The sequence below is a fragment of the Streptacidiphilus jiangxiensis genome (assembly GCF_900109465.1).
GTDB lineage: Bacteria > Actinomycetota > Actinomycetes > Streptomycetales > Streptomycetaceae > Streptacidiphilus > Streptacidiphilus jiangxiensis.
The window spans coordinates 1-12,206 of sequence record NZ_FOAZ01000040.1; the positions used below are offsets into that span (position 1 = coordinate 1).

Annotated in this window: 8 protein-coding genes and 1 pseudogene; 3 read left to right on the forward strand and 6 right to left on the reverse strand. The window is 70.5% G+C overall.

The window, feature by feature from the left end:
- The 3 genes from BMY61_RS40580 to BMY61_RS40590 form a co-directional block, all read left to right on the forward strand.
- Positions 1-297, forward strand: a 297-nt coding sequence (locus BMY61_RS40580) for an FG-GAP repeat domain-containing protein (RefSeq protein WP_143094770.1), incomplete at its 5' end; no start/stop codon positions are given.
- 167 nt (positions 298-464) lie between these two features.
- Entirely contained in the window at positions 465-1,658 is a 1,194-nt protein-coding gene (locus tag BMY61_RS40585) for an acyltransferase family protein (protein WP_082015614.1), read from the forward strand.
- Positions 1,659-1,761: 103 nt separating this feature from the next.
- The gene (locus tag BMY61_RS40590) at positions 1,762-2,394 is read left to right on the forward strand and encodes a DUF2461 domain-containing protein (RefSeq protein WP_042458970.1); all 633 of its coding nucleotides are present in this window, start codon (positions 1,762-1,764) and stop codon (positions 2,392-2,394) included.
- Between the two features lie 50 nt (positions 2,395-2,444).
- Here the strand turns inward: BMY61_RS40590 and serA are convergent, their stop codons facing one another.
- From serA to BMY61_RS40620, 6 genes and pseudogenes are all read right to left on the reverse strand, one after another.
- Positions 2,445-4,034: a phosphoglycerate dehydrogenase gene (gene serA / locus BMY61_RS40595; RefSeq protein WP_042458973.1), complete on the reverse strand. Its 1,590-nt coding sequence runs from the start codon at positions 4,032-4,034 to the stop codon at positions 2,445-2,447.
- Between the two features lie 287 nt (positions 4,035-4,321).
- A complete protein-coding gene (gene ilvC, locus BMY61_RS40600) occupies positions 4,322-5,320 on the reverse strand; it encodes a ketol-acid reductoisomerase (RefSeq protein ID WP_042458976.1) in 999 nt (332 codons plus the stop codon).
- Positions 5,321-5,435: 115 nt separating this feature from the next.
- On the reverse strand, positions 5,436-5,960 hold the full coding sequence (ilvN, locus tag BMY61_RS40605) for an acetolactate synthase small subunit (protein ID WP_042458981.1): 525 nt from the start codon (positions 5,958-5,960) through the stop codon (positions 5,436-5,438).
- 17 nt (positions 5,961-5,977) lie between these two features.
- Positions 5,978-7,822: pseudogene (locus BMY61_RS40610) on the reverse strand (acetolactate synthase large subunit); the annotation flags it as partial.
- A 257-nt stretch (positions 7,823-8,079) separates the two neighbouring features.
- Positions 8,080-10,974 (reverse strand): putative bifunctional diguanylate cyclase/phosphodiesterase, encoded by a 2,895-nt coding sequence (locus BMY61_RS40615; protein WP_052439460.1) that lies wholly within the window; start codon positions 10,972-10,974, stop codon positions 8,080-8,082.
- A gap of 236 nt (positions 10,975-11,210) precedes the next feature.
- Complete coding sequence (locus BMY61_RS40620) at positions 11,211-12,122, reverse strand: 2-hydroxyacid dehydrogenase (protein WP_042458987.1); 912 nt, start codon at positions 12,120-12,122, stop codon at positions 11,211-11,213.
- Positions 12,123-12,206 lie beyond the last annotated feature (84 nt).

The following is a 12,206-nucleotide window of genomic DNA, read 5'->3' on the forward strand; positions in this document are numbered from 1 at the left end:
GACGTCACCGGCGACGGCAAGGCCGACATCCTCATCTACGAGCCCGACGGCACCATCCAGATGGGCGTCGGCACCGGCGACGGCTTCACCAACTACCACGAGATCAGCGCCGGCTGGGGCGGCTACGACGGCAAGATCAAGTTCGGTGACGTCACCGGCGACGGCAAGGCCGACATGGAGATCATCCAGCCCAACGGCGACATGACCCTCGGCGTGAGCAACGGCAACGGCTTCACGAACTACCACACCATCAGCGGCGGCTGGAGCACCTTCGCCGCCCGCCTCCAGCTCGCCTGACCCCAGCTCCCCCGACCCCACCCTGGAACCGCCCGCGCGGCCCCGGAGACGCCTCGTCCCCGGGGCCGCGCGCTCATGGAACACTCACCGGATTCCAGCCCGCGCAAAGGGTTCCATTGCGGACACCGCCCCGACACCGGTTGACCCGTTCGGGTTATCGTTCCCGGGTGCGCACCCAACAGTCCTCCTCTTTGCTCCACCGCGCCGAGGCGCCGCCGAACACCCGGTCCCGCCTGGACGCGCTGACGAGCCTGCGCTTCTTCGCCGCCTTCGCCGTGTTCGTGCACCATTTCAACGGCTTCGTCCCGCGCGGCGGCTTCGCGCGCGTGCCCTGGCTCTACCCCTGGTCGACGATCGGCGCGCACGGCGTCACCTTCTTCTTCGTCCTGTCCGGCTTCCTGCTCGCCTGGAGCTGGCGCCCCGGGACCCAGAGCCTGGGCGGCTACTACTGGCGTCGGGCCGGGCGCATCTGGCCGGCTCACCTGGTGGCCACCATCCCGGCGATGCTGATCTTCTACGCCTTCGCCTGGGGCCCGGACCACACCGACGTCCTCTCCACGCTCTCCTCGCTGTTCCTCGTGCAGACCTGGTTCCCCTCGGTGAACCCCAGCCTGCCGGGCAACCCGGTGACCTGGACGCTCAGCGTCGAGCTGCTCTTCTACCTGCTCTTCCCGTTCATCTACCGCGGCTTCGTCCGGCTGCGCACCCGAACGCTGATGCTGATCGCCGGCCTCGGCCTGGTGGCCATGTGGGCGCTGGACTTCTGGGCGCAGTACCACGTGAGTGCCAACACCGAGTCCTGGATCATGCGCAACCCGGTGGTGTACCTGCCGGAGTTCGCGCTCGGCATGGCCTTCGCCTTCGCTCTGCGTCGCGGTTGGCGGCTCCGGCTGAGCCCGTGGCCGGTCCTGCTCCTGCTCGTCGCGTACATTCCCGTGTACGCGACCCACGCGGTCGGCCCCTACGGCTGGTTCGGCATCCAGATCGAGGCCACCGTGCGCCAGACCGTCGCGGTCATCTCCGTGCTGCTCATCGTCGCCTTCGTCCAGCGGGAGCTGGACGGCCGGAAGAGCCTGCTGCACCGCCGCGGACTGGTCCTCCTGGGCGCCTGGTCGTACTGCTTCTACCTGGTCCACCAGCAGGTCATCCAGGCCTGCTACGACCTGCACCTGAACCAGCCGGCCAGTGCCACCAACGTGTGGATCCTGCTGGTCATGGCCGCCGTCGGCACCCTCGTCGCCTGGCTGCTCTACACCCTGGTCGAGGAGCCCGCCCGCAAGTGGTGGTCGGCCCACATGCCGAAGTCGCTGGAGGCACGCCGCGCCCCGAGCCCGGCCGCGCCGGAACGCGTCAACGCGTAGCGTCGCAGGGAAGCCGTCGGCCCCGTCCCGGGATTCGTTTCCGGGGCGGGGCCGACGGCTTGTTCACTCCGCGAAGGCCGAGCACGGGGTCTAACCTCGGACTATGAGCTTCCAGGGTTGGCCGGCCGAGGCACTCGAGTTCTACGAGGGCCTCGAGGCGGAGAACAGCAAGGAGTACTGGACCTCCCACAAGGACGTCTACGAGCGCTGCGTCCGAGAGCCGATGGCCGCCCTGCTGGAGGAGCTGGCGCCCGCGTACGGCGAGGCCAAGGTCTTCCGCCCCAACCGCGACATCCGTTTCTCGGCCGACAAGTCGCCGTACAAGACGCACATCGGCGCGGTCCTGGAGGGCGGCGGCTACGTCCAGCTCTCCGCGGACGGCCTGGGCGCGGGCAGCGGCTGCTACGCGATGACCCCGGACCAGCTCGCCCGCTACCGGGAGGCGGTCGCCGAGGAGAAGCCGGGCAAGGCCCTGGAGTCGGTCATCACCAAGCTCACCGGGGCCGGCATCGAGATCATGGCCCACGGCCGGCTCAAGAGCGCCCCGCGCGGTTATCCCAAGGACCACCCGCGCATCGACCTGCTCCGCAACAAGAGCATGGCCGCCTGGCGCCAGTGGCCGGTCGAGCCCTGGCTCGGCACCGCCGAGGCCAAGAAGCACCTCGTGGGCTTCCTGAGGGCGACGCGCCCGCTCAACGCCTGGCTGGCCGAACACGTGGGCGTCACGGGCGACTGAACCCCGCCAGGGCAAGGCCCTGACGGGGTTCGCTGCCACCGCTGGTCGACTCAGGCGGAGAGGTTCACCGAGCGGGCGAACTTGGCACCGATCTCGGCGGAGATCTCGTTCAGCAGCTCCTGCGGGATCTCGCTGTCGACCGTCAGGGAGACGAGCGCGTCGCCGCCCTCCTCGTCGCGGGAGACCTGCATGCCGGCGATGTTGATGCCGGCGTCGCCGAGGAGCTTGCCGAGGGTGCCGACGACGCCCGGGCGGTCCTCGTAGCGGAAGAAGCCCATGTAGTCGGTCAGCGCGACGTCCACGTCGAACTCGTTGACGCCGACGATCTTCTGCTGACGCTTGGGGCCCGTGAGGGTGCCCGCCACCGCGATCTCGCGGCCGTCGTTGAGCGTGCCGCGGACGGTGATGACGTTTCGGTACTCGGGGCTCTCGCTCAGCGTCGACAGGCGCACCTCGAGGCCGCGCTCCTGCGCGAAGAGCGGGGCGTTGACGTAGGAGACCGTCTCGGCGACGACGTCCTCGAAGACGCCCTTGAGCGCGGAGAGCTCCAGCACCTTGACGTCGTGCTGGGTGATCTCGCCGCGCACCTCGACGTCGAGGCGGACGGCGACCTCGCCGGCCAGCGCGGTGAAGATGCGGCCGAGCTTCTCCGCCAGCGGCAGGCCCGGACGGACGTCCTCGGCGATGACGCCACCCTGGACGTTGACCGCATCCGGCACGAGCTCACCGGCGAGCGCGAGGCGCACCGAGCGGGCGACGGAGATGCCGGCCTTCTCCTGGGCCTCGTCGGTGGAGGCGCCGAGGTGCGGGGTGGCCACCACGTTGTCGAAGCCGAAGAGCGGCGAGTCGGTGCAGGGCTCCTTGACGAAGACGTCCAGGCCCGCGCCGGCGACCCGGCCCTCCTTGAGGGCGGCTGCCAGCGCCTCCTCGTCGACGATGCCACCGCGCGCGGCGTTGACGATGCGGACGGTCGGCTTGACCTTGTGCAGCGCCTCGTGGCCGATCAGGCCCACCGTCTCCGGGGTCTTCGGCAGGTGCACGGTGATGAAGTCGGCGACCTCCAGCAGCTCGTCCAGCGGCAGGAGCTTGACGCCCATCTGCGCGGCGCGCGCGGCCTGGATGTAGGGGTCGTAGGCGACGATCTTCATGCCGAAGGCCGACATGCGCTGCGCGACCAGGACGCCGATGCGGCCGAGGCCGACGACGCCGAGGGTCTTCTCGGCCAGCTCGACGCCGGTGTACTTGCTGCGCTTCCACTCGCCGTTCTTCAACGCGGCGTTGGCGGCCGGGATGTGACGGGCCGTCGACAGGAGCAGACCGCAGGCGAGCTCGGCGGCGGTGACGATGTTGGACGTCGGCGCATTGACGACCATGACGCCCGCCTTGGTGGCGGACGGGACGTCGACGTTGTCCAGACCGACGCCGGCGCGGGCGACGACCTTGAGCTTCTTGGCGGCGGCGATCGCCTCCGCGTCCACCTTGGTGGCGGAGCGGATCAGGATCGCGTCGACATCCGCGATGGCGGGAAGGAGTTCGGCGCGGTTGGCACCGTCGCAGTGGCGGATCTCGAAGTCCGGCCCGAGTGCGTCGACGGTGGCAGGCGACAGCTCTTCAGCGATGAGAACTACAGGCTTGCTCACGACAGTTTGTCCTTACTGTCCGGTTCTCCCCGAAGCCGTGCGTGTGAGGGTGGCACCCGCGTTGCTTGGACGGCATGGAGGGGACGATGGCATGCCGCGTTGGAGACGCACGACGCTGTGAGCCTGACGCGCAATTCGAGTCTATCGGCGGAGGCGCATCCACCGAGTGCCCCAACGGAAGAATCACCCGTCGGGGACCGTACGTTCCGTACAAAGCTTTGCTTTGTCGAAGGTCGCGGTAAAAGAAGCGGGGGTGGTCGGTTGACCACCCCCGCTCACCAGGCGGCTTACGCCTCCTCGTCGACCCAGCTCATGAGCTTGCGCAGCTTCTTGCCGGTGGTCTCCAGCAGGTGCTCGCTGTCGGCGTTCTTGTACTCGTTGTACTTCGGCAGGCCGGCCTTGTACTCGGCGATCCAGGTGTTGGCGAAGGTGCCGTCCTGGATCTCGGCGAGGACCTGCTTCATCTCGGCCTTGGTCTGGTCGGTGATGATGCGCGGGCCGGTGACGTAGTCGCCCCACTCGGCCGTCTCGGAGACGGACCAGCGCATCTTCTCCAGGCCGCCCTCGTACATGAGGTCGACGATGAGCTTCAGCTCGTGGAGGCACTCGAAGTAGGCGATCTCGGGCTGGTAGCCCGCCTCGACCAGGGTCTCGAAGCCGGCCTTGACCAGGGCGGAGGCGCCACCGCAAAGGACGGCCTGCTCACCGAAGAGGTCGGTCTCGGTCTCCTCGGTGAAGGTCGTCTTGATGACGCCGGCGCGGGTGCCACCGATGCCCTTGGCGTAGGACAGCGCCAGCTCGAAGCCCTTGCCGGTGGCGTCCTGCTCGACGGCCACGATGCACGGGACGCCCCGGCCCTCCTCGTACTGGCGACGGACCAGGTGGCCCGGGCCCTTCGGGGCGACCATGCAGACGTCGACGTCGGCCGGCGGCTTGATGAAGCCGAAGCGGATGTTCAGGCCGTGGCCGAAGAAGAGCGCGTCGCCGGCCTTGAGGTTCGGCTCCACGACCTCCTTGTAGACGTCGGCCTGGATCGGGTCCGGCACCAGGATCATGATGACGTCGGCCTCGGCGGCGGCCTCGGCCGGGGTCACCACGCGCAGGCCCTGCTCCTCGGCCTTGGCGCGGGACTTCGACTCGGGCAGCAGGCCGACGCGGACGTCGACACCGGAGTCGCGCAGGGAGAGCGCGTGGGCGTGGCCCTGGCTGCCGTAGCCGAGGATGGCGACCTTGCGGCCCTGGATGATGGACAGATCGGCGTCGTCGTCGTAGAACAGCTCGGCCATCGCTGGCTTCTCCTTGCGGGGTGGATTCCTTGGGGACACCGTACGCCGAAGCGAATTTCGGGACGGTGGTTGTCTCAATGGATGAGACTAGCGTCTCATCCACGCCGGACGGCGGTTATGCCGACCTCTCGACCGCTCGCAGGGAGCGGTCGGTAATGCTGCGCGCGCCGCGGCCGATGGCGACCATGCCGGACTGGACCAGCTCCTTGATGCCGTACGGCTCCAGCATCTTGAGCATGGCCTCCAGCTTGTCGCTGCTGCCCGTGGCCTCGATCGTCACCGCGTCCGGGGAGACGTCGACCGTCTTCGCGCGGAAGAGCTGGACGATCTCGGTCACCTGGCCGCGGGTCTCCGCGTCCGCGCGGACCTTGACGAGCATGAGCTCGCGACGGACCGCGGCGGACGGGTCCAGCTCGACGATCTTTATCACGTTGATCAGCTTGTTCAGCTGCTTGGTGACCTGCTCCAGCGGGAGGTCCTCCACATTGACGACGATCGTCATGCGGGAGATGTCCGGGTGCTCGGTCGGCCCGACCGCGAGGGAGTCGATGTTGAAGCCGCGCCGCGAGAACAGCGCCGCGATCCGGGCCAGGACGCCCGGCTTGTTCTCGACCAGGACGGAGAGGGTGTGCTTGCTCATGACGGTGGTGAATCCCCTCAGTCGTTCTCGTCGCCGAAGTCCGGACGGACGTCGCGCGCGGCCAGGATCTCGTCGTTGCTGACGCCGGCGGGCACCATCGGCCAGACCATGGCGTCCTGGTGGACGATGAAGTCGATGACGACCGGCGCGTCGTTCAGCGCCATCGCCTTCTCGATCACCGCGTCCAGGTCCTCGGGGCGCTCGCACCGCAGCGCGTGGCAGCCCATGGCCTCGGACAGCTTGACGAAGTCCGGGATGCGGGTACCGGCGGCGGGGCCCTTGCCGTCGTTCTCCGGGCCGTCGTGCAGGACGGTGTTGGAGTAGCGCTGGTTGTAGAACAGGGTCTGCCACTGGCGGACCATGCCCAGCGACCCGTTGTTGATGATCGCGACCTTGATCGGGATGTTGTTCAGCGCGCAGGTGACCAGCTCCTGGTTGGTCATCTGGAAGCAGCCGTCGCCGTCGATCGCCCAGACCTGGGCGTCGGGGCAGCCGGCCTTCGCACCCATCGCCGCCGGGACCGCGTAGCCCATCGTGCCCGCGCCGCCCGAGTTCAGCCAGGTGGCGGGCTTGTCGAAGGTGATGAACTGCGACGCCCACATCTGGTGCTGGCCGACGCCCGCGGCGTAGATCGCGTCCGAGCCGACCTTCTGGCCGATCCGCTCGATGACCTGCTGCGGGCTGAGCATGCCCTCGGGGGCCGCGTCGTAGCCGAGCGGGTAGGTCTTGCGCCAGGCGTTCAGCTGCTCCCACCACTGGCCGTAGTCGAAGCGCCGGTCGCCCGCCGCCTGCGCGGCGGCCTGCTCCTGCTGCACCGCGACGATCAGGTCCGCGATGATCTCGCGCGCGTCGCCCACGATCGGGACGTCCGCCGCACGGTTCTTGCCGATCTCGGCCGGGTCGATGTCCGCGTGGACGACCTTGGCGTGCGGGGCGAAGGTGTCCAGCTTGCCGGTGACCCGGTCGTCGAAGCGGGTGCCCAGCGCGAACAGCAGGTCCGCCTTCTGCAGCGCGGTGACGGCGGCGACCGAGCCGTGCATGCCGGGCATGCCCAGGTGCTGGTCGTGGCTGTCCGGGAACGCGCCCAGCGCCATCAGCGTGGTGACCACCGGCGCGCCGGTCAGCTCCGCCAGGATCCGCAGCTCCGCCGTCGCGTTCGCCTTCAGCACGCCGCCGCCGACGTACAGGACCGGGCGCTTCGCGGCCGCCAGCAGCTTGGCGGCCTCGCGGATCTGCTTGGCGTGCGGCTTGGTCACCGGGCGGTAGCCCGGCAGCTGCGCCTCCACCGGCCAACGGAACGTGGTGCGCGCCTGCAGCGCGTCCTTGGCGATGTCGACCAGCACCGGGCCCGGGCGGCCGGTCGCGGCGATGTGGAACGCCTCCGCGATCACGCGCGGGATCTCGTCCGCGTCCGTCACCAGGAAGTTGTGCTTGGTGATCGGCATCGTGATGCCGCAGATGTCCGCCTCCTGGAAGGCGTCGGTGCCGATCGCCTTGGAGGAGACCTGGCCGGTGATGGCGACGACCGGGACGGAGTCCATGTAGGCGTCCGCCAGCGGCGTCACCAGGTTCGTCGCACCCGGGCCGGAGGTGGCCATGCACACGCCGACCCGGCCCGTGGCCTGCGCGAACCCCGTCGCGGCGTGACCGGCGCCCTGCTCGTGACGGACCAGGATGTGGCGCACCTTCACGGAGTCCATCAGCGGGTCGTACGCCGGGAGGATCGCGCCACCCGGGATGCCGAAGACGGTGTCCGCGCCGACCGCCTCGAGGGAGCGGATGAGGGACTGGGCGCCGGTCATCGGTTCGGGGCCCGCGTGGTGCGGGGCGGGCGCTGCTGCCTGCTCGGTCATCTGCTGTTCCTTCTGGCTGCTCGGACTTCTCGGAGGGGATCTCTACGGCGGTTCGCGCTGCGCGCGGTGCGCTGGCTGCCTCGCGGCAACAAAAAACCCCTCGTGCCCATGCGGGCATGCGAGGGGTAGCGCGTCGGCCTGGTCAGCTCGGGAGGTCACTCCCGGCTCAGCCGACGCGCCCGCCAAGTACGAGAATTCGGGTGCGCATGCTGACGACCATCCTCCGACGCCCCCACGAGTGTCAAGCTCACCCGATTCGTGTCTCATCATGCGGAACCATCCTCGGACGTCCTGGTGTCCACCAGGAGTTCCTGCAGTTCATCCTCCCCCATCGGGGGCGCGAAGTGCAGTCCCTGGCCGCGTGAGCAGCCCAGATCCCGCAGGACCCGGGCCTGCTCGGGCGTGTCGACGCCCTCGGCGACGGTCTCCAGGCCCAGCTCGTGACCGATCCGCAGCACCGAGGAGGCGAGGGTGCGCAGGAAGGCCGATTCGAGCAGACCGTCGACGACGCCGCGCTCCAGCTTGAGCGCGTCCACCGGCAGCCGCCGCAGTTCGCTGAGCGGGGTCGCGCCGCCGCCGAGCCCGTCCAGGACGAGACCGACCCCGAGCTGCTTGAGCCGCGCCAGCCGCTGCACGAGCTCGTCGACGCCATGGGGGCGACCCTCGGCGAGGCCCGGGCCGCTCTCGCCGAGCTCGACCACCAGCCGGGTCGCGGGCAGGCGGAAGCGGTGCAGGGCGGCGTCGGCGGCGTCCAGCAGTCCGGAGGCGGTCAACGCGCGGGGGGAGAGCCGGACCGTCACCGGCAGCGTGCCGCCGCGCTCGGCGGCCTGCTGGACCGCCTGCTCGACCATCCAGCGGGCCAGCCGCACCGCCCGCTCCCCCGCGCCGGCCGCGTGCAGGAACTCCGCCGGGGTGAGCAGCAGCCCCTGGGCGGAGCGCCAGCGGGCCTGGGCGGCGAGGCCCGCGACCGCGCCGCTGCGCAGGTCGACGATGGGCTGGTGCACGAGGGTGAACTCGCCCTCCCGGACGGCGACGCGGAGCCGCTGGTCGAGCTCGGTCCGGCGGCGCAGCTCGGTCCGCAGCTCCGGCGAGTACTCGTGGACGCGGTCCTTGCCGCGCTTCTTGGCCTGGTACATGGCCAGGTCCGCGCTGCGCAGCAGGTCGGCGGCGCTCTCCGGGCCGACGCCCGGCTCGGCGAAGGCGATGCCGATGCTGGCGGCGACGGCGTGCTCCTCCCCGGCCAGGACGTAGGTCGCGGAGACGGCGGCGCGCAGCCGCTCGGCGATACCGAAGGCCTGCTCGCGGTCGACGCCGCCGACGAGCAGCACGGCGAACTCGTCGCCGCCGAGCCGGGCCACGGTGTCCCCCTCGCGCACCGACTCGCGCAGCCGCTGCGCGGCGAGGGCCAGCAGCTCGTCACCGACCTGGTGCCCGGCGCTGTCGTTGACGGCCTTGAAGCCGTCGAGGTCCACGAAGAGCACCGCGACGTCCGGCCGGCGGTCGGCCCGTGCCACGAGCGCCTCTCGGCCCCGCTTGAGGAACAGCGCCCGGTTGGGCAGGCCGGTCAGTGCGTCGTGGAACGCGTTGTGCTCCAACTGAGCCTGCAGGCGCACGCGTTCGGAGATGTCCCGGCAGTTGAAGATCAGGCCGTCGCGGTAGCGGTTGACGGTGGACTCCACGTCCAGCCACTCCCCCGCGCCCGAGCGGACCCGGCACTCGATCCGCGCGGTGAGGTCCGTGGACGACTTGGTGAGATAGCGCTGCACCTCCCACAGCACGTGGCCGAGGTCGTCGGGGTGGACCATCTCCGGCAGTCGGGTGCCGACCAACTCGTCCGCCGGGCGCCCGTAGACGCCGGCGGCGGCCGGGCTGACGTAGCGCAGCACCCCGTCCGGATCGGCGATCATGATGACGTCGCTCGATCCCTGCACCAGGGAGCGGAAGTGCCGTTCCTGGTGGCTGAGCCGCTGCGCGAGGGCCAGGTTGTCGAGCAGCATCACGCCCTGACGCAGGATCAGCGCGATGACCACGGTGCAGCTGACGACGAGGACGAAGCGGTCCAGGTGGTGCTGGCCCAGGGCGTTGTAGAGCAGCCCGACGGTGCACACGCCGGTGGCCGCGTAGGGCGTCAGCGCGCTGAAGGTGGAGGCCACGCGCGGGCGCCGCACGGACTCGCGGGTGAGCGCGCGGCCGCCGCCGGCCCAGGGCGCCCAGGCCAGCAGCATCGAGCCGCAGAACCAGCCGGCGTCGAGGAGTTCGCCGGAGTGGTACGCGTCCTTGAAGGACTGACTGGTGAAGACGGCGTCGCAGAAGACCGTCAGGGCCAGACCCACTATGGCCGTGTGCACCGCCGCCCGGTTGCCGTCCTGGCGCCGGAAGCGCAGGCCGAGCACCATGCTGATGAGCAGGATGTCCAGCAGCGGGTAGGCCAGGCCGACCGCCAGGCGCAGCGGGCTGTGCTGGTCCCCGGAGGCGGTGCGGGCCAGTGCGAGGGACCAGCTGAGCGTCAGCAGCGAGCCGGCGATCAGCCAGCCGTCCAGTGCGAGGCAGAGCCAGTTGGCGGCGCTGCGTGGCCGGTTGGACAGCATCAGCAGCCCGATGATGGCCGGCGGCGCGAAGAACAGGAAGGCGAAGTCGGCGATCGAGGGCGACGGCAGGGACTCGCCGAGCACGCACTCGTACCAGCCCCAGATGCCGTTGCCGACGGCCACCATGAGCGAGCTCAGCCCGAAGCAGAACCAGGCGCCGCGGTGCCGGCCCCCGGAGACCACGCCGTAGCCGAAGCAGGAGCAGCACGCCGTCAACGCGGCTCCGGCCAGGCCGAAGTCGCCCATGAAGTCGGCCAGCCCGGGCGAACCCCAGCCGTAGGCGGCCCCCGCCAGGTACAGCAGACAGACCAGCATGACCAGTATCCGCGGCAGCCGCGCCGCCGCCTGGGAGAGCCGCAGCGGCTCGTGCGGCTCCGCCCCGACGGCCGGGGCGGGCCGGCCGGGTCCGGGCCGGACGGCGGGCTCGTCGGGGTGTTCGAGCTCCGGCCCGTCCGCCTCGCCGTAGGCGAAGGGGGAGGCGGCGGACCGGTAGTGCTCCTCGGCCGCCCAGGACTGGCCGGGCAGCAGCCCCTCGGTGCCCGGTGCAGTGGTGCTCAGCTCAGTACTCAGCATGGGCAATCCCCCTCCGGCCCCGGGTGCGATCGGACCAGCGGGGCGGACAACTCCGTACCGGGTCTCCCGGTCGGGAACCTACACCACAGTCGTCACTCAGAGACATGCACACTCAACTCAGAGTAATGGGGACAGTCGAGGTAGCTGTACCCGATTCGGACGAAAGCGCCCGGTGCTGCTGCGCAACAGGGGGGTGGCGCGGGCGCACGCCGGGGGCGCACGCCCGGGTCGCCGCGTCAGACGACGTTGGCCGGTGCCTCGCCGCGCTCGTACCGCAGCACCTGCTCGCGCAGCAGCCGCCGGGCCCTCGGCAGGAAGGCACTGCTCGGGCCCCCCACGTGCGGCGTGATCAGCACGCCCGGCGCCTGCCAGAGCGGGTGATCGGGGGGCAGCGGCTCCGGGTCGGTGACGTCGAGCGCGGCCCGCAACCGCCCGTCCGTGAGCTCCTTCAGCAGGGCCTCGGTGTCGACGACGGGCCCGCGCGCGACGTTGACCAACAGCGCGCCGTCCTTCATCCGGGAGAGGAACCCCGCGTCGACGAGATGACGGCTCTCCGGTGTGAGCGGCGTCAACAGGACGACGACGTCGGCGGACGGGAGCAGACCGGCCAGCTCCTGCGCGCCGTGCACCTCCTCCTCCGGGCGCGCACGACGCGCGACACGGACGACGTCGCACTCGAACGGCTGCAGCCGCGCGGCGAGCGCGCGACCGATGGAGCCGTAACCGAGGATGAGCACGGTCTTGTCGGCGAGCGACTCGTGGAACTCCTGCTGCCACCGGCCCCGGTCCTGCAGCCGCGTGAAGTGCGGGATGCCACGCAGCGACGCGAGGATCAGCGCGACCGCGAGCTCGGCCGTGCTCGCGTCGTGCAGCCCGCGCGCGTTGCACGCGGTCACCCCCGCGGGCACGTGCGGCAGCACGTCGTCCATCCCGGCGGTCAGCGTCTGTACGACGCGCAGCGCGGGCAGCTCCGCGAGCAGCGGGAGCGCGACGGGATGCCGGAAGTAGGGCAGGCAGAAGAACTCCACGTCCCGCAGCTCCGCCGCACTCGGCCGGGGCCCGTCCCCGTCCCAGACGAGGACGTCGAGGTCGGCGGGCAGCCCACCGATGGCGTCGGGGGCGTACGGAAGCAGATAGCGGGCACTCATGCTCCGACCTTAGTCAGCGGGCGGCTGTCAGTGCCGTGCGGGAGTGTGGAGTCCTGAGGACCCTGACTCGGAAGGAGGCGGGCT

Bases quoted from the DNA above. Each gene is read 5' to 3' on its own strand.
- BMY61_RS40590 (WP_042458970.1), top strand. From the start codon at position 1,762: ATGAGCTTCCAGGGTTGGCCGGCCGAGGCACTCGAGTTCTACGAGGGC.
- ilvC (WP_042458976.1), bottom strand. From the start codon at position 5,320: ATGGCCGAGCTGTTCTACGACGACGACGCCGATCTGTCCATCATCCAG.
- ilvN (WP_042458981.1), bottom strand. From the start codon at position 5,960: ATGAGCAAGCACACCCTCTCCGTCCTGGTCGAGAACAAGCCGGGCGTC.
- BMY61_RS40615 (WP_052439460.1), bottom strand. From the start codon at position 10,974: ATGCTGAGTACTGAGCTGAGCACCACTGCACCGGGCACCGAGGGGCTG.
- BMY61_RS40620 (WP_042458987.1), bottom strand. From the start codon at position 12,122: ATGAGTGCCCGCTATCTGCTTCCGTACGCCCCCGACGCCATCGGTGGG.